The organism is Undibacterium sp. Di24W (assembly GCF_049340325.1).
Taxonomy (GTDB): Bacteria; Pseudomonadota; Gammaproteobacteria; order Burkholderiales; family Burkholderiaceae_D; genus Undibacterium.
In genome coordinates this window covers 508,741-530,055 of sequence record NZ_JBMPOP010000001.1, presented here as the reverse complement: position 1 = coordinate 530,055, position 21,315 = coordinate 508,741, and the positions used below count along the sequence as shown (strand labels likewise).

The window sequence follows — 21,315 nt, the reverse complement described above, 5'->3', positions numbered from 1 at the left end:
GAATCTGTTGGGAGTATAGGATGGTGTTGACGACGGCGATGCGTGAACTCTACGCTCAATGCTTTTATTTTGGAGTTGTGCGTTTTTTCTAAATAGATCTTCCTTGAATAGGGAGACTATGAGATTAAGCGCATTGACTAGGTCCTTCATTCAATGTTTTCTAGCAGCTTGCCCTGTAATACGCTAAGTGCACCGTCCCATTGTCCCGCTTGAGTTTGTCTGATTAGACTTACGGACTCATACCATGGCGTCTTATCGTGATGGAGTAGCCAGCGCCAATCTGAATTGGTGGCTAGCAGAACGATAGTAGGAACACCTAATGCGGAAGCGAGATGCGCGACACTTGTGTCAACTGTAACTACAAGGTCGAGTTCAGTGCATAAAGCGGCCGTATCTGAGAAATTGCGTAGTTGCTCCGAGAAGAGTTGGATATCTGGGCGTGTTTGCAATTGAGCAATATCTGCAGTTGATACTTCTTTTTGCAGGCAGATATAGTCAATTCGATTTGGTAAGTAGGGTATGAGTTTTTCTAATGAAAGGCTTCGGCTGACATCATTCTTAAATTGAGGATTGCCGCTCCACACGAGACCGATCCGTTTTCGTTTTTCCTTGCAATGTATGTTTTCTTCTCGATTGCTAATTACGCCTTTGCGTTGGTCACTTAAAGTGTTGTTGAGGATCCGTTGCCAGTGCTCTTTTTGTTGTTCAGATACGCTTAAATAAGGCGGTAATGCGAAAATTCCTGCACATTCAAATCGCAATGCGTAGGGCAAGCTCATGAGTGGACAATGGTAGTTAAACTCCGGAAGGGTATCCCCGCGTCTCACCAAATGGTCGACGCCTTCTAAGTTTTCAAAGAGTGCGAACAAAGCAGCGGGTACTTCAAGAAGAACTCGAGCACCGCGCGCCTTAACCAAGCGCGCATAGCGACAAAACTGTATGGTGTCACCGTAGCCTTGTTCAGCATGGAGCAAGATATTTTTACCAACGAGTGAGGTTGTGCCATCCCAAGCTGGTTGCTTGAATTTCCTGGCTAAATCTGGATTGGCGAGGATGTCAGAGTGCCACCGCGCTTCGTAATGCGTCCAGCCGTTGAAGAAGTCTCCAATCTGTAGTTCACATAATCCTAGTCCGAAGATTGCAATAGCAGAATTGGAATCGATAGCCAGTGCTTGCCTATAACAGGCGATCGCAGCTGCTTGTTGATTGGTGTAACGGAGAAGTTTCCCTAGATTTGTATAGGCATGCACAAAATTCGGTTGAATCGCGATCGCTTGTTCGAAATCTTTTTGCGCCGTGCGGTAATCTCCGAGTTCCATGGCTGCAAGGCCGCGACAGTTATATCCGGAGGCTTGTCGCGCATCTATTTGCAGGGCTGCGTTACTGGTTGTGTATGCAGCAAGGTATTCGCCACGCTGATAGTGCAGTTGGCACAAATTTATGTGCGCTTGCTTCAACGTTGGTTGAAGTGTGATTGCTTGTTCAAAGCTGCTTTGTGCTTCGTCAAGTTGATTTAATTTTTGCAGTGTGTTTCCGCGATTGAAATGAGCAACCGCATATTGAGGATTGAGCTTGATCGCTAAATCGATATCGTTCAAAGCTTCCACATATCTGTTCGATTCATACAAGGCGTTCGCACGATTGCAATGTGCTTCCGCCCAATTGGGACGCAGTCGTAATGCAAGGTCGAAATAGTGAATCGCGTTGCGGTAATCCTTCGCATGAAAATAATTGAGTGCTAATGCATAACTTAGTTCAGAGTCGTCGGGATTGGTTTGTAATACCGCTTGTAGGTATTGAACAGCGACAGCATGGTTGCCTAGGTCCGAAGCCGCTTTTGCTAAGTTTGTCTTGGCTGCTTGATCTAGAGGGTTGAGCACACATGCCTTTGACAAGAGATCTAGCGCAAGATCTAGCTCACCCAGTTGGCCTGCAATCACACCGGATAGATGCAGGGCATCGAAATGCTGAGGTTGCTGTACCAATACGTCATGATATCTGTCACGGGCTGCCTGCAGCTGTCCAGCTTGATGTAATTGAAAACCTTCTTGCAGTATTTGCTGGAGATTCATATCTGCGAAGCGCGCCTATCCAAGTGTGTAAAGAATGGGAAGCTCAATCAGTCCTCGAAAGTGAGCATACATTTATCAATTAATAGAAAAAAGTGAGAGTTACTGTACTAGCCTTAATCAATAAAATCAATTCATGGTTTAGACGATGAACCATTATGTAGGTACCGAGAAAAGCTCGGATCTTTAGGCTAGTGAATTTTTCCGCAATAAAAAATGGCGCCCAGTTAAGAATTACGAAACTGGGCAGCGTTATTTTCTAAATTATGGATTGCTGATTTTGCTAATACTAATAAACTGCACTTTTGGATCGGGTTCTGGTGTCAAGGTAAAGGCGATGAGCAAGCCGCCGTTCTCACCCTTGATTTCAAAGTTACCACGCAATTGATTTTCTGCGCGGATAGCGCTTACGCTAAGTACCTTTCCTATGCTGTCGAAATGTTTCTTACTTTCTGCGATACGGTCTTCGGGTGAATAATCGAGGAAGAAATTGTCAGCCGCAATCGCATTTCCCAACGCCAGATCCCAGTGTTGAATTAATTCTGCTACTTGCTGTTGACGCTGCAATAGTATGCCCGGTGCTTGCACGCTGCGTGCCGGAAGCTTGGCTTTTTCTATCAGTAAGTTGAGCGCTTTTCCGGTCAAACCGTATACCGGACCGTAACGTAAATTACTAAAAGCGATCACGGCAATTCCATGATCGGGTGCGAAGTAAAATTGACTGCCGTAGCCTGGTAGTCCACCGCCATGACCCACTACAATCACATTTTGACTATCTCGTGTTGTGCGTAATCCATAGGCGTAGGAGATGAAGCGAGGATTAGCTGTGACGCCATCTAACAGGGTCGATTTTGTTTGCATGCCTGCGAAAATCTGTGCTTGCTGCATCTCTCGCAGACTGGCGCGTTTGACGGGCGCATTATCAAGCTCGTTACGCGCAGGCCATGCGGATAAATGAAAGGCAGTATACAAGGCGAAGTCTTCTATGGTGGTTATTAAACCGCCCATCGCGGCAGCATCACCATCGTGCAAAATTGGTTCGGCTTCCCATTGATTATTGCGCCATTGGTAGCCCAGCGCAAATTGGTCGACAGGCGCTTTTGTGTATTCCCAAATTGTGTCTTTCATTCCTAGTGGTAACAGAATGTTTTTGGTAATGTAATCTTGAAAACGCATCTTGCTTACTTTAGAGATGACTTTGCCTAGCAAAACGTAACCAAGATTACTGTACTCAAAAGTGCCGCCCGGTACATTTGAAAAAGACAAACCGCCACCAACAAATTGCTCCAGGCTACGGTTGTTTAAAGCCATTTGACGGTCGCCCCAAGGATTGTCTTCTGGTAGGCCTGTTGTCATCGTCATCAAGTGACGTATCGTGAGAGCCGGTGAGTCTATGGTCGGCAAACGGATATTGCGTAACTCGGGTAAATATTGACTCACAGGGTCATCAAGTTTTAGTAAGCCTTGATCGCGTAGGCGGAGCGTCGCCATTGTGGCAAAGCTTTTGGTCATGGACGCAATTCGAAATTGAGTCTTCGTAGTCACAGGTGTTCTGCGTTCCAGATTCGCCATACCTTGCGAGTAAGTATGAATCAGCTTGCCGTCCATCACAATGCCATAGCTTAAGCCGGGTAAATGCTCCGTTTTGGCCAGATCTGCGTAAAGCTTATCGACCTCGGGAATCAATGCCATGACTTTTTGCAGCCGATCTGCATCTTTGAATTCTGCTGGTGCGTAGACTTGTGCTTGTGCATGAGCCGGCAGAGGCACTAACCCTCCCGAGAAGATTAATACTAAAGGTGCCAGCATCAACCATGTTTTTGAAATTTGTGAGGGCATAGTGTTTTTCCTTGTGAAATTGCTTCGTTGCCAGCGATCTTAACACTGTCCACTGACACAATGACCATCACGAAAATTCTTGCGACTAAACCGCGACACTAGTAATAGACCAATTGGCAAAAAAAAGGGAGCAACTGAGTTGCCCCCATGCGCCCTTTTTTTCAAAACCTATATAGGCTAATTATCTAGGTAAATATTTCCCCATCCAATCCAGTACTGTGTGATGCCACAGCAGGGAATTCGCTGGTTTCAAAATGTGATGATTTTCATCCGGGAAGGTCAGCAATTGACTTTCGATGCCGCGACGTTGCAAGGCGGTGAAAGCGCCAAAGGACTGTGTACTCGGAATGCGGAAGTCCAATTCACCTTGTGTAACTAGCATCGGCGTTTTCCAGTTTTTAACATGACTCACTGGATTGAATTTTTCATGCTTGGCTGGGACATCGTAATAAGTACCGCCATTTTCCCATTCGTTAAACCAGAGTTCTTCGGTCGAGTAATACATGGCACGGGTATCGAATACACCAGCATGATTTACGATGCATTTGAAACCATCGCTCCAGTTACCGGCGATCCAGTTCATCATGTAGCCACCGTAGGAAGCGCCGAGCGCGCAGGCATTTTTTTTATCGATCCATGAGAATTGTTTGGCTGCGGCGGCCATGCCAAGCTTCAGATCAACTAAAGGTTTACCACCCCAATCCTGACTGATTGCATCGGTAAATTTTTGACCGTAGCCTAGTGAGCCGTGGAAATCAATAAAGACCACGGCATAACCTGCGCCTGCATACACTTGTGGATTCCAGCGATAGCTCCAGTTGTTGGCGAAACTGCTTTGCGGTCCACCGTGTACGATGAAGGCAACTGGATACTTCTGTCCCGCTTTCGCATTCCATGGTTTCATGACGTAGCCATACACTTTTTCGCCCTTGGCACCCGCATAGCTAAATTGCTCGTATTCGCCAAAACTGACATTAGCCAAAGCTTGTTTGTTGAGGTCGGTGACGGGCTTCCACGCAGCTTTGCTGACATCGGAGAAAAACAGTTGCGCGCCAGAACCGAGATCTGCTTTTGCGATCACCGCAGTATTACCACGTACATCATAACCAGCGACAGAACCTTTATCGCTTAAAGCTCTGACGGTGCCATTGTTCGCGTCAATCGCGAACAAACGTAACTGGCCGAGATCGAAGGCGCTAGTGTACAAAGTTTTACCATCTTCTGACCAAGTCAAATTGGTTGCTGAACGATCCCATTTTTCTGCCAAAGCACGTTTTTTACCGGTCTTCATGTCCATCAACATAATCTGAAAACGATCTGCTTCAAAACCAGGGCGTTTCATCGCCAGATAAGCCAGCGTATTGCCGTCGGGTGAAAACGCTGGTTTAGCATCCCAAGCAGGATTATCAGCGGTGAGATTTTGTGGTGCTGCGCCGCCAGTTGCCGGCACTTTGAAAAGATCGAAGTTGGTGGACCAGGATTCGGATTTGCCGGCGACGCGTGCTGAAAACACGACGCTATTGCCGTCAGGCGTGAAGGCGTAATCTTCTTGATCACCGTCGGGTTTGGAGTGGACGTCGGCTTCTAAGGCGCCCGATAAACTAACAGGCGCTTTGCTGGCGACATGATTTGCATCCAAGGCTGCGGAATACAATACATTACGACGACCATCAGCCCACGTATCCCAATGACGAATAAAAAGTTTGTCATGAATTTTGCCTGTCGCTTTGACTTTGGATTTCGCCTCGAGTTTTTCTTTCGTGCACGTCAAATCCGCGCAATCACGAAATACTTCGATAGCCATCGCGATGCGATTTTCCGTTGGCGCGACTTTGAAGCTTTCGACATCGAGCGGCAAGTCAGTGACTTTTTGCGCTTCGCCACCAGCGACTGGCAAACGCCACACCTGACCGCTACCAGAACGGCTGGAAACAAAATAAATCGCGTCTCCTTTGGCCGACCATTGCGGACCTGAGTTATTTCCTTCGTTGCTGTTGACGACGTTGGTGAGTTTTTTTGGTGTGGGTATGGCATCAGTCAGATTGATCATCCACAAATCCCAACGACCGCGATTTTTTTCCAAATCTGTCGTACGCTGTGCATAGACGACCAGCTTGCCATCTGGCGAAACCATCGGACTGGCGACCCGCTCCATTTTGACCAGATCTTCAACCGTAAAGCCACGTTGCTCGGCAAGAGCAACGGAACTCATGTTAATGCTAGCCAATGCTAAGGCGGCTGCACTCAATACAAAATCTCTTATTTTCATATTTTCTCCTGTGGGAATACTTGCTCGTTGTTTGTGATGAATTCTGCTATGGCTTTTGCAAGATGCAGCATTTTAGCCTTAAGCCTGATTGGTGGATGTTTTGTTGCCTAAATAATTGTGTTAAGCCAAGGATGAGACACTCAAGATTGGTACCTACCGTCCTTGGTAATCAGGTCTTTTTTTTCTCCTGCGTTGATCTAACGACGTTAATTTATAGTTGAATCGACAATCAATTATTTTAACGAATCTCTGGTCATAAATTGCTTGTTAGAGAGTGCTTGAATTAAGAATGTGGGTGAAGGTAAAGATTGCAAAGTGTAGCAATTAGATTCGTCCGTCTTTTTCTGTATTTCATCCACAAATAAACTATTTTGATCTGAAGTCACCTCAAAGTATGTCATTTTTGATATTCTTGACCTGTCGTTTTTATTAAACGAACGATAAGAAAACAATTATTTGACACAAGGCAATATTCGCTCGCCCTATGCCGCTTTTATTGCCACAATTTTCTACCAATGGGAACAATATGAAACTTAAACCCGTATGTCTCGCCTGTGTGTTGGCGTTTGGTTCTGCTTCTTTGTCTTTGTCCGCTTTTGCGCAAGATACAAAAGCACCTGCTGCGAAACCGGTAAAAGCTGCGAAAGCTTCGCCTGCTGCGGCGACTGCTACAACCTACACCTCAGTCGAAGGCATTACTGAATATCGCTTAGCCAATGGCTTGCGTGTGTTATTGGCACCGGATGCTTCCAAGCCAACGACGACAGTCAATGTGACCTATTTGGTTGGCTCACGCCATGAAAGCTACGGCGAAACCGGGATGGCGCATTTGCTAGAGCATTTATTATTCAAGGGAACTAAGACCAGCGGCAACTTGATGGACCAATTGAGTAAGCGTGGCATGCAATTTAATGGCACGACGTTTTATGATCGCACCAACTACTATGAAACGTTCCCTGCCAGTGAAGATAATTTGAAATGGGCATTGAGTATGGAAGCGGATCGTATGATCAATTCTAAAATCGCACGTAGTGACCTAGATACTGAATTCTCCGTTGTACGCAATGAGATGGAAATTGGCGAAAACAATCCTTTCCGTGTGCTATGGAAGCAATTGGCAGCTGTCACATTTGATTGGCACAATTATGGCAATAACACGATAGGCGCTCGCTCAGACGTAGAAGGCGTCAAGATTGAAAATCTGCAAGGTTTCTACCGTAAATTCTATCAGCCGGACAATGCGGTATTGATGGTGGCGGGTAAATTTGATACCGCAGCGACATTGGCAATGATAGAAAAAACCTTTGGCGGGATTGCTAAACCTAGCCGTCAAATTGAAAAAACCTGGACCCGTGAACAAGCACGTGATGGCGTGCGTGAAGTGACGGTTCGTCGCGTAACCGATCAACAAATGGCGGCCGTGTTGTATCCAACTGCGGCTGGTAGCCACGCTGATGCGGCAGCCATTGCTGCTTTGGGTGATATTTTAGGTTCCGCGCCCAATGGGCGTTTGCATAAACAGTTAGTGGAAACCAAGCAAGCGGTGGGCGTGGCCAATGTTACTTTCCAGTTGGCGGAGCCTGGCTATGCGATGTATTTGTCGATTTTGAGTAAAGATCAAAGTGTTGATGCTGCTAAGAAAATTCTAATAGAAACAGTCGAAGGTCTGGAAAAAAATCCAGTTACTGAAGCTGAACTAAAGCGCGCGAAAACGACGCTCTTGAACGAATTAGAAAAAACACTGAACGATCCGCAACGCTTGTGCGTCAGTATGTCAGAATCGATTGCTATGGGCGACTGGCGTTTATTCTTTATTCAACGTGATCGTATTGAAGCATTGACTTTGGCAGACATTGCACGCGTAGCGGAGAATTACTATAAGCAAGACAACCGTAGTTTTGGTCAGTTCATTCCAGTGGCAACACCTGATCGTGCTGAGATTCCTGACGTACCAGATGTTGCGAAATTAGTAGATGGTTATAAAGGTCGTGCTAAGGTTGAAGCGGGTGAGACTTTCGATGCGACACCAGCGAATATCGATAAGCGTACTGAAAAGTTCACATTGGCAAACGGTGCAAAAGTTGCCTTGCTGAGCAAAAAAACACGTGGTGAAACCGTCAGCGGTCGTTTGAGTTTACACTTGGGCGATGAAAAATCTTTGTTCGGAAAAGTGGTCCCCGCTGATATCGCTGCAGATATGCTGATGCGTGGTTCCAGTAAATTTAGTCGTGCCGAACTCGACACCAAATTGGGTGAATTGAAAGCCAAATTAACTGTATCAGGTGCTGGCCAAAACGTAACAGTCAGTTTCGAAACGGTGCGCGCTAATTTGCCCGCTTTGTTGGATGTGATACGTGAGGTTTTACGTGCACCAAGCTACTCTCAATCTGAATTTGATTTGCTGGTGAAGGAGAACTTGTCGTCGCTAGAAAGCTCCCGTAATGAACCACAAACGGCGGCATCAGAAGCGATGAAAGTCAAAAAAAATGCACCGTATAAAAAGGGTGACGTACGTTTTGCCGCGAGCATTGACGACGGTATCGCTGAGTACAGTGCGATTAAACTTGATGCGGTTAAAGAGTTTTATAAAAATTTCTACGGTGCGAGCTCAGCAGAGTTTAGTCTTGTTGGTGATTTTGACACCGCCGTCGTAAAAACTAAATTAGCAAACCTGATTGGTGATTGGAATAGTCCGGCGAAGTATACTCGTGCGCCGAGCTTAACTTTGACGGCTGAAGGCAACGCAGTTAAGTTGGAAACACCTGATAAAGCGAATGCCTTCTATCTGGCCGATCTACCATTTGAATTGAATGATCAGGCACCAGAATATGCGGCCTTATTAGTTGCTGATAATGTGTTGGGCGGCGGTATTAAATCTCGCTTGTTTGGACGTTTGCGTCAAAAAGAAGGTATTAGTTATGGTGTAGGTAGCGGTGTCTCTATTCCTGCCTTGGACAAAAATGCGAGCTTGACTTTGTACGCGATGTTTGCACCGCAAAACTTAGAGCGTTTGCAAAACGGTTTCAAAGAAGAGTTGGCAATATTTGTAAAAGACGGTATCAACGTTACGGAATTGGCTGATGCAAAACAAGCTTTGGCACAGACTTTCACGCTGCGACGCGCACAAGATCCAGCTTTGGCAGGTGCGCTGCGTAATCAGTTGTTCTTGGGCCGTAGCATGGCATTTGATGCGGAATTGGACGCGAAGATTGCGGCGTTGACTTTGGATCAAGTTAACGCGGCGATTCGTAAGTTCATCAAGCCTGAAAATATTGCGCATTACTACGCTGGTGATTTCGCAGGTGCGGCGAAGAAAGCGGCTGCCGCAGCAGCGAAGTAATTTGTGAGTGGACTATGAGGCAGTTGTAAGTAATTTGTAGTACAAACGAAAACGCGGCGTGAGAAATCACACCGCGTTTTTTATTGAAAGTACTGAAAATGAACGTTTATAAATTTAATGTTTTTTTCAGTGTTCTTACATAATCACTAAACGTCCGTTTTGATTCGCCACTCTGACTCTATCGCCAACACGGAATTGTCCGGGATTATCCATTATTACTGCCTGCGTTCTGCCGTTGGTCAGGCGTAAAGTGATTTCAGTACGAGAGACTTGTTCCGAAGACGATCGATCGACTTGGTTACCAATCAGGCCACCGATGATGGCACCGCCGACGGTCGCTGCCGCACGGCCGCCTTCATTGCTGCTACTTCTGCTGCCGTAATAACGACTATTGCCGCGGCGATCGTAGCGTGAACTACTGGAATTATGATCGTCGCCTCGTGCTAATTGATTGCCGATGATGCCGCCTAAAATCGCGCCGACAACCGCACCGCCGCCGCCAGTTTCGCGAACTTGAGCTTTATTGCGAATTGCGACGATCTGTGCGATATCCGAATTGTTTTGGTAGCTTGAATTGTAATTATCTTGATAAGCGTAGTTATCCTGATATTGCGTCGAAACTTGAGGTGTTTGGGATACGTATTGATCGCGATACACTTCTTGGTATTGGCCTTGGTTTTGATAGGCGTATTGATTGCTGTAAGCATCATTCGCGTTGTAATTTCTTGCGGCAGAACTGTGATAGCGATGCGCAACACAGCCTGTCAATTGGCTGAGTATCAGTACCGCAGTAATAATGATAAGTTTTCGCATGATTTTTTCCTAAGAGAGTAGCGGGATAGCGCGATAAACCGATAACGCGCTCGCGATGAGCGCAGTTGACGCTTTTCCTGTATTTACCCCTATGCGAACTTGAACAGTATTGCGACACGCACTGTGCAGTCTCTTCAAATAATCCCAGTTGTCTTTAAGTTAGCTATTTTTGCATCGTCGAAATTGAGTAGGGTGCGCAGGCAGTGTTCTGTGTGTTGCCCCAAAAGCGGCGGTGCTTGATCATATTGAACGGGGGTTTTTGATAACTTCATCGGACTGCCGACCAGGCGCACGCTGCCCGAACTTGGGTGCGGCATTTCTACTTGCATGTGTCGCGCTTGTACCTGCGGGTCGTGAAAGACTTCATCTAAATTATTGATTGGACCACAAGGAACGCCTGCCGCTTCTAGTGTGCTGATCCATTCCGCTTTTGTTTTGGTTTTTACCATGTCAGCCAAAATTGGAACTAGGACATCGCGGTGTTCTACTCTCAGTGGATTTGTTAGAAAACGTGCGTCCTTAGCTAGCTCGTCGCGGCCACCTATCTGCACAAACTTTCGATATTGCGCATCGTTACCTGCTGCGACGATGATATGCCCATCAGCTGTGGCGAACGTTTGATAGGGAACGATGTTCTGATGGGCATTGCCCCAGCGTTGCGGCGCTTTGCCACTGTGAAGATAATTGGTGCCCATATTCGCCAGCATGGCGACTTGGACATCGAGTAATGCCATGTCTATGTATTGTCCTTCGCCAGTTTTGTCTCTGTGTGTAAGTGCTGCTAATACTGCAATTGTGGCATACATGCCGGTCATCAAGTCAGTGATAGCAACCCCTGCTTTTTGTGGCCCACCTCCAGGTAAGTCATCGCGTTCACCAGTGAGAGACATTAAGCCGCCCATACCTTGGATGATAAAGTCGTAACCAGCACGCTGTGCATATGGACCATCTTGTCCAAAGCCGGTGATGGAGCAATAGACGATGTTGGGTTTAATTTGTTGCAGTGAGGCGTAATCCAGGCCATATTTTTTGAGCTGACCAACTTTATAGTTTTCCAATACGATGTCAGATTGCCGTACCAAAGCGCGAATAATCTCCTGACCTTCGGATGTAGAAATATCGACGGTGATCGCTTGTTTGCCGCGATTGGCTGCTAAATAATAAGCCGCTTCGCTGGTGTTATTGCCCGCACTGTCTTTCAAATAAGGCGGCCCCCAACTGCGTGTGTCATCGCCACAACCTGGACGCTCAACTTTGATCACTTCTGCGCCTAGGTCCGCCAGATTTTGTGAACACCAAGGGCCAGCTAGAACGCGCGTCAAATCTAATACTCGAATATGTCCCAATGCGGTCTTGTGTTGTGGGGAGTTCTGCATATATGCTGTCTTCATTTCACTGGATTGTTGAGGGAGTATCCGATGTGGCCTTATCCTAAAATCGTAGCGCACCGTGGTGGCGGTAGTTTGGCACCGGAAAATACTTCGGCAGCGATGCAGTGTGGCTTAGATTATGGTTTCAGGGCGGTCGAGTTTGATGTGATGTTATCAAAGGATGGCGTACCTGTGCTAATGCATGACCCTGAATTTGGTAGAACGGTGCTCGGAACGGGCTCGGTAGCGACAACTTTGGCGCAGGATCTATTGCAGATGGATGCTGGTTCTTGGTTTGATCCTCGTTTCGCTCAAGTGCGTGTACCCAGTTATGAAGAGGTTTTTTTATTCTGCCAGACGCATCAGATTTGGATGAACGTGGAAATCAAACCTGCAGCCGGTTTTGAAAAAGAAACTGGCCGAGTGGTTGCGACTCTGACGAGAAAATTATTAGAAACGGGTAATCCTGCTTTGGTGCCCCCCTTATTTTCTTCGTTCTCTCTCGACGCTTTACTATCGGCAAAACAAGCGGCACCTGAAATTGCGCGTGCTTATCTGCTTGATGAATTTGAACCCGACTGGTTAGATTCCTTACGCAGATTAGAGGCAGTAGCCTTGCACACTAATCAAAAAAAGCTAACACCCGCCTGGGCAAAAGAAATTAAAGAGGCAGGATATGGTTTGTTTTGCTACACAGTAAATGTCCCTGAGCGGGGACGTGAAATTATGTCTTGGGGCGTCGATGGTTTTTGTACTGATCGCATTGATTTAATCCATACCGATTTTGCTCAGCATGCTTGAGAATTTTTTCGCCGTACTTACAAATGCTTACTTTCCTTACAAAAAATGAGTCATCATTTTCCAAGTTGTCGCGTTATAGTTTTCATCAGCACGATGCTGAAACTAGAAATAAGAAATTAGAACTCCCTTGATAAATAGCCTCATATTGATGAAAAAGGAAAGATCATGAAAATGAAAAATAGTATTGTATTGTCGCTCGCAATGGCATTGACTATTCCAGTGTTTGCACAAACTACGGCCACACCGCATGTAGGCAAGCGTCAGGTCGCACAGCAAAAACGAATTGCAGAGGGCGTGCAATCGGGTGAATTAACCGCAAAAGAAACTGCCCATTTAGAAAATCGTGAAGCAAAAATTCAAGCGGACAAAAAAGCTGCAAAGGCCGATGGTGTGGTAACTGCTGCAGAGCGTGCGAAGTTACAGGCGGAGCAAAATCGTGCCAGTAAAAAAATATATAATAAAAAACACAACTAAAGAGGTTCGTCGCAACTCTGATTGATACGGATTGTTGCGCTGATGGACTGAGTGCTCAGTACAAAATGCTCAAGATGAACAACTATTTTGTATTGAGCACGCCAGAATAGCTTGTGTCGTCAAATTGGCGACACAAAGTTACCAAATTTGGCACAATAGTGCCGTATCACAATATTTCAATTGACCAATAAAATAAACGGTTCATACTTCCGGCGTACAGTCAGAACCGAATTTTTTCTATGTCAATATTGCGATTTATTCGTCTATGCTCACTTGCCTTAACCGTGATCGTGAGCCCGTCATCTTTTGGGTGGACAAAGCAGAATGTCAATTTGTATTATCCAGAAATTCGGGATGCAAAAGGAAACGTTGTCCCGCTGACGCCGCAAGTGAGTAAAGTCTTTCAATATTTTGAGCGCGAGGCTGGCTTGAAATTTTCTGTCATTTATTTGCCATGGAAACGTGCTCAATTAGAGGTCATGAAGGGCAATGGCATTATTTACGGTTTTTCAAAAACGAGTGAACGACTTGAGTTATATCGGTTCTCTTTACCCGTAGTCCACTTGCCTGTATGGGCGATTTCTTATGGTCCAGAAAATGCGCGATTGGCTGAGTTAAAAGATTTGAAAGCTAAGTTGGTTACTGCCAGCGTAGGAATTACGCATGGCATCGAATATGACAGGGCGCGCAATACTATTTTTACAGTACAGGAAGATTTGTTGACTTATCAAGAACGATTTAGGAAGTTGATTTCAAGGCGAAGTGACATTATCTTTGTGCCCTTTGCGAATCGCGTGGGGCGTGAAGAGATTGTTCAAGCAATTAACCAAAAAGTCGTACCTGGTTTTAATGATCCTGAACTGTCTGGCCGGACTTTTAACGTATCGCTCAATCCTATTTTTCTTGACACGATACATTTTGCCAGTTCCAAGACTCATCAACAGTATACGATGGATAAAATTGATGCGGCAATAGAACGAGGTGCAAAAAATGGATCCTTGTCCAAGTTGTTAAGGGATTACTAGGCCGATGCGTAATGCGCTGAGTCTTTGAAATCACGATCAGACAATTGAACTGAAACCCGCTTATGTGCGTGCACTAGGCGGGTTTTTTGTTTTCGTGAGAAAAATGACTGCTTCTTCACGTATAATCAAAGGTTAAATTCACTTTTTGCATGGCCTTTGCCTCTATTTAAACTATGAACTCGTCAGAAATTCGCGATAAATTCCTCAAATTCTTTGAATCTAAAGGACATAGCATCGTCCGTTCTTCCAGTCTTATTCCCGGCAATGATCCAACCTTGTTGTTCACCAACTCGGGCATGGTGCAGTTTAAAGATGTATTCCTAGGACAAGATAAGCGCAATTACACGCGTGCAACGACAGCTCAACGTAGTGTGCGTGCTGGCGGTAAGCACAATGATTTGGAAAACGTAGGTTACACAGCACGTCACCATACTTTCTTTGAAATGCTGGGTAACTTCTCGTTTGGCGATTATTTCAAGCGCGATGCAATTAACTATGCGTGGGAATTGTTAACGGTCGTATATGGTTTGCCTAAAGACAAACTGACTGTCACCGTCTATCAGGAAGACGACGAAGCCTACGATATTTGGAAAAACGAAATAGGCGTCCCCGCTGACCGCATCATCCGCATTGGCGACAATAAAGGCGCTCGTTACGCATCCGATAATTTCTGGCAGATGGCAGATACCGGTCCTTGCGGCCCTTGCAGTGAAATTTTTTATGACCACGGTGCTGAAATTTGGGGCGGTCCTCCAGGTTCGCCTGATGAAAATGGCGACCGCTTCATTGAAGTATGGAACTTGGTCTTCATGCAATTCAATAAAGATGAACAAGGTGTCTTGCATCCATTGCCAAAACCATGCGTTGATACCGGCATGGGCTTGGAGCGTATTGCAGCAGTTTTGCAGCACGTGCACTCCAACTACGAAATTGATACTTTCCAAGCTTTGATCAAAGCAGCTGCGCGCGAAACTGGCTGTGCTGATTTGAGCAATAACTCTTTGAAAGTGATCGCCGATCATATTCGCTGCGCAGGCTTCTTGATCGTTGATGGCATCATTCCAGGCAATGAAGGTCGCGGTTATGTATTGCGCCGCATTACGCGCCGTGCTTTGCGTCATGGCCATAAACTCGGACAAACCAAACCATTCTTCTTCAAGTTGGTGACTGATTTGGTGAAAGAGATGGGCGTGGCCTATCCAGAGTTGGCAGAGGCAGGTGAACGCGTTGCACAAGTCTTGAAGCAAGAAGAAGAACGTTTTGGCGAAACGCTGGAGCACGGCATGAAGATTCTCGAAGCGGCGCTGGCCAAAGATAGCAAGAATTTAGATGGCAATACTGCCTTCACTTTGTACGATACTTATGGCTTTCCACTCGATTTAACGGCCGACATTTGCCGTGAACGCAATGTAGTGTTGGACGAAGCAGGCTTTGACGCAGCGATGGCGAATCAAAAGCAAATGGCGCGTGCTGCTGGCAAGTTTAAGATGAACACGGCAATTGAATACAACGGTGAAAAATCGAAATTCGTTGGATATGAGCAGTTAAGCTACGACAGTAAAGTAATTGCTTTGTATGTCGATGGTGCAGCGGTGCAAAAAGTTGAAGCAGGTCAGGCCGCGATTGTAGTGTTGGATGTGACGCCGTTCTACGCTGAATCTGGTGGTCAGTGCGGCGATGCTGGCGTGCTGCAAGCCGCTAATGGCGTTGCTTTCGACGTCGCTGATACGCAGAAAATTCAAGCTGACGTGTTCGGTCATCATGGTGTATTGAGTGCTGGTAGCTTATCCATTGGCGATGCTGTTAATGCCCAAGTCGACAAAGTTTTGCGCGGACATACAATTCGCAATCACTCTGCAACACATTTAATGCACAAAGCTTTGCGCGAAGTGCTCGGTGCGCACGTCGCTCAAAAAGGTTCTTTGGTTGATGCGGAAAAAACGCGTTTCGACTTTAGTCATAACGCACCAATGACAGCTGAAGAAATTCGTCAAGTGGAAGTCATCGTCAACCGCGAAATCTTGGAGAACGTCGCAACTCAGGCGCAATTAATGTCGTTTGATGACGCAGTAAAACATGGTGCGATGGCACTTTTCGGTGAGAAATATGGCGATGAAGTGCGTGTCTTGGACATCGGTACATCTCGTGAGTTGTGCGGCGGTGTACACGTTCATCGTACTGGTGATATTGGCTTATTTAAGATTGTGGGCGAGGGCGGTATTGCTGCCGGTATTCGTCGGGTTGAAGCGGTAACTGGCGAAGTAGCATTCAGTCTTGTACAAGATATGGATGCCCGAATCAGTCAAGTTGCGGCGACGATGAAAGTGCAGCCGGAAGATATAGGCTCACGACTGAATCAGTGGCAAGAGCAAATGAAATCACTGGAAAAAGAAGTCGCTGCATTGAAATCAAAATTGGCGTCAAATCAAGCAGATGCGATGTTGTCACAAGCGTTGGATATCAATGGCGTAAAAGTCTTGGTAGCGACTTTGGATGGCGCCGATGCGAACGCGTTGCGTGATTCTGTCACGCGTCTCAAAGATCAACTAAAAACTGCGGTAGTCGTGTTGGCTTCCGTGATTGATGGCAAAGTGAGTTTGACAGCTGGTGTAAGTGCAGATTGCACAAGCAAAGTTAAAGCCGGTGATCTGGTTAATTTCGTAGCACAACAGGTTGGTGGTAAAGGTGGCGGTCGCCCAGACATGGCGCAGGCAGGTGGTACGAATCCAGAAGGCTTAGCAGCAGCTTTGGCTGCGGTTCCTAGTTGGTTGGCAGCAAAGTTGTAGGCGATATCGCTAATTGCAGCGTTGAAGTGCAGTGAGAGAAGCTTGAGTAGGGCGTGATCGCAAGTATTTAAGCCATCTCTTATATTAATGATTGCAGTTGTCGCTGTTAATATTGGATGGACGCAAAAGTAAAACAAGTTTTGCTTGTTGCGTTGCACAATTTATTTGAATTTCCGGTAGAATTGTCTGCGTTATGTTTTAGCAGTTTGTTTGTTTTTTCAAAAGCTATTCTTATTTTTGTAACAGGTAAAATCATGCAATTCAATAAAGAACTGGATGCCCGAGGATTAAATTGCCCGCTTCCTATCTTAAAAGCAAAAAAAGCTTTAGCCGAAATGATTACGGGCGAAGTCTTGCGCGTGATTGCGACTGATCCCGGTTCGGTACGTGATTTCAAGGCTTTCTCGAAGCAAACCGGCAATGAGTTGTTATCGCATTTAGAAGTCAGCAATGAATTTGAGTATTTTTTGAAACGCAAATAAATCAAACGATCTGCTTAGAATGTCCGCTTAACATGGAGTTTGTTTAGTGTTTGAAATGAGCTCAGAATGACAAAGTCTTAAAAAACCACAAATATTTTTGTGGTTTTTTTTTATCAAAATGATTGGATTTCATAGAAGAATTCATCAGTTTTCACAAAAAAGAACGAACGTTCTAAAAATGCAGACGCGTTTCCTGTTAACATCTATAATCAGTTACTTTACGTTTACGTCAATTCGAAAGGTTTAATGTCACCTTCGCGTAAGCGTGCAACAGAATTCTTTGGTTTTATTATTCGTTTTTTATCTTTGTTATTTTTATCTTAGCACAGCACAGTAAAGGCAAAACTATGAAAGTCTTAGTACCAGTTAAGCGCGTGGTTGACTACAACGTTAAAGTCCGCGTCAAATCCGATGGCTCTGGCGTTGATGTTGCTAACGTCAAGATGTCTATGAATCCATTTGATGAAATCGCCGTAGAAGAAGCGACCCGCTTAAAAGAAGCTGGTGTTGTGACTGAAGTCGTTGCGGTTTCTTGCGGCGTACTGCAATGTCAGGAAACGCTGCGTACTGCCATGGCGATTGGTGCTGATCGTGGTGTTTTGGTTGAGACTGATGAAGAGTTGCAACCTCTGGCAGTGGCTAAATTGCTCAAAGCTTTAGCGGACAAAGAACAGCCACAGTTGATCATCTTGGGTAAGCAAGCGATTGATGATGACTGCAATCAAACCGGTCAGATGTTGGCGGCTTTATTGGGCTGGCCACAAGCGACATTTGCATCTAAGGTCGTAGTCGCGGATGGTAAAGCAACCGTTACTCGCGAAGTGGACGGCGGTCTGGAAACTTTGAGTCTGACTTTGCCTGCAATCATCACGACAGATTTGCGTTTGAATGAGCCACGCTATGTGACTTTGCCAAACATCATGAAGGCGAAAAAGAAAACTTTGGATAACGTCAAACCAGTAGATTTGGGCGTTGATGTGACTTCTCGCGTTAAGACATTGAAAGTAGCTGAGCCAGCAAAACGCTCCGCGGGGATCATTGTTCCTGACGTCGCGACTTTAGTGAGCAAGTTGAAGAATGAAGCCAAAGTTGTTGGTTAATCTTCTGTTTGCGAACTTTTTTACTTATTCATTTCAATCAAATTTTTAAGCAAATTCTGTGGGAATTTGCGGAAACAAGTGGAAACCATCATGACTACACTCGTCATCGCTGAACACGATAATGCTAGCCTGAAAGGCAGCACACTCAATACCATCACGGCCGCAACTCAATGTGGTGGTGATGTACACGTTTTAGTTGCGGGGCACAATGCAGCCGCCGCAGCGCAAGCAGCAGCGCAAATCGCTGGTGTAGCGAAAGTATTGCACGCTGATGCAACTTACTTCGCGGAAGGCTTGGCGGAAAATGTGGCAGAACAAGTTTTGACAATTGCTTCTGGCTACAGCCATATTTTGGCACCGGCAACTGCCTACGGCAAAAACATTTTGCCACGCGTTGCGGCGAAATTGGACGTGGCCCAAATTTCTGAAATAACAAAGATCGACAGCCCAGATACTTTTGAACGTCCGATTTATGCTGGTAACGCGATTGCAACTGTGCAATCGACTGATGCGGTAAAAGTGATTACGGTACGTACCACAGGCTTTGATGCTGCAGCATCAGGTGGTTCCGCTGCAGTTGAGATTTTGGCAGCTGTTGCCGATAGCGGCAAGTCAGCTTTCGTCTCACGTGAAGTTGCTAAATCAGATCGACCAGAATTGACAGCAGCGAAAGTGATTGTCTCTGGTGGTCGCGGTATGGGCTCAGCAGAAGCATTCAAAGTACTTGAACCATTGGCAGATAAACTTGGTGCAGCAATGGGTGCGTCTCGTGCAGCTGTGGATGCAGGTTATGTACCGAACGATTGGCAAGTTGGTCAAACAGGTAAGATCGTTGCACCAACTTTGTATATTGCGGTAGGTATCTCAGGCGCAATCCAGCATTTGGCTGGTATGAAAGATTCCAAAACTATTGTGGCGATCAACAAAGATCCGGAGGCACCGATTTTCTCCGTAGCAGACTACGGTATCGTTGGTGATTTGTTTGAAATCGTGCCTCAATTGGTTGCAGAGTTAGGTTAAGTCTGAGCGTCGGATAGCACGCTTACTAGAGAGAGAAATAATAAAGCGCAGAGAAAATTAATAATGTTCTCTGCGCTTTTTGTCTTTTTTTGAGTACGAAAATAGATTTTTTGAATTGGAGATAGTATGAGTTACGTCGCCCCACAGAAAGACATGCTGTTTGTGATGAACGAACTGGCTGGTTTGAATGAAGTGAATGCTTTGCCAGGTTGCGAAGATGCGACCGCAGAAACCGTAGAAGCGATCTTGGAAGAGAAGGCACGTTTTACAAGCGAAGTAATCGCACCTTTGAATTGGGCGGGTGATCAAGACCCAAGTTACTGGAAAGATGGTCAAGTTTTCACGACTAAAGGCTTTAAAGAAGCTTTTAAGATGTTTGGCGAAGCAGGCTGGCAAGGCGTGCAGCACCCAGCCGAGTTTGGCGGTCAAGGCTTGCCAAAATTGGTGGCAACCCCGTGCATCGAAATGCTGCACTCGGCGAATTTGTCTTTTGCTCTGTGCCCTTTGTTGAGCGATGGCGCAATAGAAGCGCTTCTGACCGCGGGTAGTGATGCTGATAAAGCGACTTATCTGGAAAATTTGATCTCTGGCAAATGGACCGGTACGATGAATTTGACCGAACCACAGGCTGGTTCGGATTTGGCAATGGTGCGTACTCGTGCTGTGCCACAAGATGATGGAACATATAAAGTATTCGGCACTAAGATTTTTATCACTTATGGTGAGCACGATATGGCGGAAAATATTGTGCATCTGGTGTTGGCACGTACGCCTGACGCCCCGGAAGGTGTTAAGGGCATTTCTCTGTTTATCGTACCGAAATTCTTGGTAAATGCGGATGGTAGTCTCGGTGCGCGTAACGACGCACATTGTGTTTCGATTGAGCATAAGCTGGGTATCAAAGCGAGCCCAACTTGCGTCTTGCAATTTGGTGATAATGGTGGTGCGATTGGCACTTTGGTCGGCGAAGAAAACCGTGGGCTAGAATATATGTTCATCATGATGAATGCTGCGCGTTTTGGAGTTGGCATGCAAGGCGTGGCGGTTGCTGAACGCGCGTATCAGAAAGCGGTGCAATATGCGAAAGACCGCGTTCAGTCACGTGATCTGGCAGGTTCTGCAGGGCCGGTGAGCATTATTCATCATCCCGATGTTCGTCGTATGTTGATGTCAATGCGCGCACAGATTGAAGGTTCACGCGCTTTGGCGTATGTCGCTGCTGCGATGAGTGATAAGGCACATCACCACGCAGATGCAGAAGTGCGCAAACAAAATCAGGTGGCATATGAGTTTTTAGTACCTATCGTTAAAGGCTGGTCAACTGAGTTGTCTTTAGACGTAACATCGACTGGTGTGCAAGTGCATGGCGGTATGGGTTTTATCGAAGAAACTGGCGCGGCTCAACATTATCGCGATGCGCAGATTTTGACGATCTATGAAGGCACTACCGCGATTCAGGCGAATGATTTGGTGGGACGTAAAACCTATCGTGATGCTGGCGCTATCGCGAAACATTTCATCGCTCAAGTGCGGGTTGTTGAAGCTGAATTGAATGCAACGGGTGATGTAAATCTGAAAGCTATTGCAACGCAATTAGCTATCGGTGCCAAAGCGATGGAAGATGTGGTTGACTTTGTTGTGACCAATTTTAAATCAGATATCAAAGCAGTGTTCTCCGGCAGTGTGCCATATTTGAAATTGACGGGTGTCGTATTAGGTGGTTGGCAGATGGCGCGTGCGGCTTTGATCGCTCAGAAAAAATTGCAAGCTGGTGAGGGCGATGCCAGTTTCAATCAGGCGAAAGTCGCAACAGCGCGTTTCTTTTCTGATCACATCTTGAGTACAGCGCAAGGTTTGCGTTCTTCTATCGTGGACGGTAGTGCAGGTGTGTTGGCTTTGAGTGAAGAACAATTCTAAGAATTTGCGG

Annotated in this window: 14 protein-coding genes; 9 read left to right on the top strand and 5 right to left on the bottom strand. The window is 46.0% G+C overall.

All coding sequences use genetic code 11. From position 1 onward, the window contains the following. Positions 1 to 146: 146 nt before the first annotated feature. From ACO0KZ_RS02175 to ACO0KZ_RS02165, 3 genes are all read right to left on the bottom strand, one after another. The gene (locus ACO0KZ_RS02175) at positions 147 to 2,072 is read right to left on the bottom strand and encodes a tetratricopeptide repeat protein (RefSeq protein ID WP_422992269.1); all 1,926 of its coding nucleotides are present in this window, start codon (positions 2,070 to 2,072) and stop codon (positions 147 to 149) included. 261 nt (positions 2,073 to 2,333) lie between these two features. After that, positions 2,334 to 3,908, bottom strand: coding sequence for a serine hydrolase domain-containing protein (locus ACO0KZ_RS02170; protein WP_422992267.1), 1,575 nt, complete (start codon positions 3,906 to 3,908; stop codon positions 2,334 to 2,336). A gap of 181 nt (positions 3,909 to 4,089) precedes the next feature. Further along, complete coding sequence (locus ACO0KZ_RS02165; protein WP_422992265.1) at positions 4,090 to 6,177, bottom strand: prolyl oligopeptidase family serine peptidase; 2,088 nt, start codon at positions 6,175 to 6,177, stop codon at positions 4,090 to 4,092. Between the two features lie 526 nt (positions 6,178 to 6,703). Between ACO0KZ_RS02165 and ACO0KZ_RS02160 the strand changes: the two genes are divergently transcribed. Continuing rightward, entirely contained in the window at positions 6,704 to 9,517 is a 2,814-nt protein-coding gene (locus tag ACO0KZ_RS02160) for a M16 family metallopeptidase (RefSeq protein ID WP_422992263.1), read from the top strand. A 135-nt stretch (positions 9,518 to 9,652) separates the two neighbouring features. On the opposite strand, the gene ACO0KZ_RS02155 is transcribed toward ACO0KZ_RS02160, so the two are convergent. Continuing rightward, complete coding sequence (locus ACO0KZ_RS02155) at positions 9,653 to 10,330, bottom strand: glycine zipper 2TM domain-containing protein (RefSeq protein WP_422992261.1); 678 nt, start codon at positions 10,328 to 10,330, stop codon at positions 9,653 to 9,655. A gap of 134 nt (positions 10,331 to 10,464) precedes the next feature. Then, a complete protein-coding gene (locus tag ACO0KZ_RS02150; RefSeq protein WP_422992259.1) occupies positions 10,465 to 11,706 on the bottom strand; it encodes a CaiB/BaiF CoA transferase family protein in 1,242 nt (413 codons plus the stop codon). A gap of 42 nt (positions 11,707 to 11,748) precedes the next feature. On the opposite strand from ACO0KZ_RS02150, the gene ugpQ reads away from it, so the two are divergent. The 8 genes from ugpQ (at position 11,749) to ACO0KZ_RS02110 (ending at position 21,305) form a co-directional block, all read left to right on the top strand. Continuing rightward, positions 11,749 to 12,501: a glycerophosphodiester phosphodiesterase gene (gene ugpQ / locus ACO0KZ_RS02145; RefSeq protein ID WP_422992257.1), complete on the top strand. Its 753-nt coding sequence runs from the start codon at positions 11,749 to 11,751 to the stop codon at positions 12,499 to 12,501. A gap of 165 nt (positions 12,502 to 12,666) precedes the next feature. Further along, a complete protein-coding gene (locus ACO0KZ_RS02140) occupies positions 12,667 to 12,975 on the top strand; it encodes a hypothetical protein (RefSeq protein WP_422992255.1) in 309 nt (102 codons plus the stop codon). Positions 12,976 to 13,214: 239 nt separating this feature from the next. Continuing rightward, the gene (locus ACO0KZ_RS02135) at positions 13,215 to 14,000 is read left to right on the top strand and encodes a substrate-binding periplasmic protein (RefSeq protein ID WP_422992253.1); all 786 of its coding nucleotides are present in this window, start codon (positions 13,215 to 13,217) and stop codon (positions 13,998 to 14,000) included. Positions 14,001 to 14,173: 173 nt separating this feature from the next. Further along, on the top strand, positions 14,174 to 16,786 hold the full coding sequence (alaS, locus tag ACO0KZ_RS02130; RefSeq protein WP_422992251.1) for an alanine--tRNA ligase: 2,613 nt from the start codon (positions 14,174 to 14,176) through the stop codon (positions 16,784 to 16,786). Between the two features lie 254 nt (positions 16,787 to 17,040). Then, entirely contained in the window at positions 17,041 to 17,268 is a 228-nt protein-coding gene (locus ACO0KZ_RS02125; protein WP_422992249.1) for a sulfurtransferase TusA family protein, read from the top strand. Between the two features lie 347 nt (positions 17,269 to 17,615). Continuing rightward, positions 17,616 to 18,368 carry an electron transfer flavoprotein subunit beta/FixA family protein gene (locus ACO0KZ_RS02120; protein WP_422992247.1) on the top strand — a complete coding sequence of 251 codons (753 nt, stop codon included), beginning with the start codon at positions 17,616 to 17,618 and terminating at the stop codon, positions 18,366 to 18,368. Between the two features lie 90 nt (positions 18,369 to 18,458). After that, positions 18,459 to 19,388, top strand: a complete 930-nt coding sequence (locus ACO0KZ_RS02115) for an electron transfer flavoprotein subunit alpha/FixB family protein (protein WP_422992245.1) — start codon at positions 18,459 to 18,461, stop codon at positions 19,386 to 19,388. A 126-nt stretch (positions 19,389 to 19,514) separates the two neighbouring features. Next, positions 19,515 to 21,305, top strand: coding sequence for an acyl-CoA dehydrogenase (locus ACO0KZ_RS02110; RefSeq protein WP_422992243.1), 1,791 nt, complete (start codon positions 19,515 to 19,517; stop codon positions 21,303 to 21,305). The last annotated feature ends 10 nt before the right edge of the window (positions 21,306 to 21,315 follow it).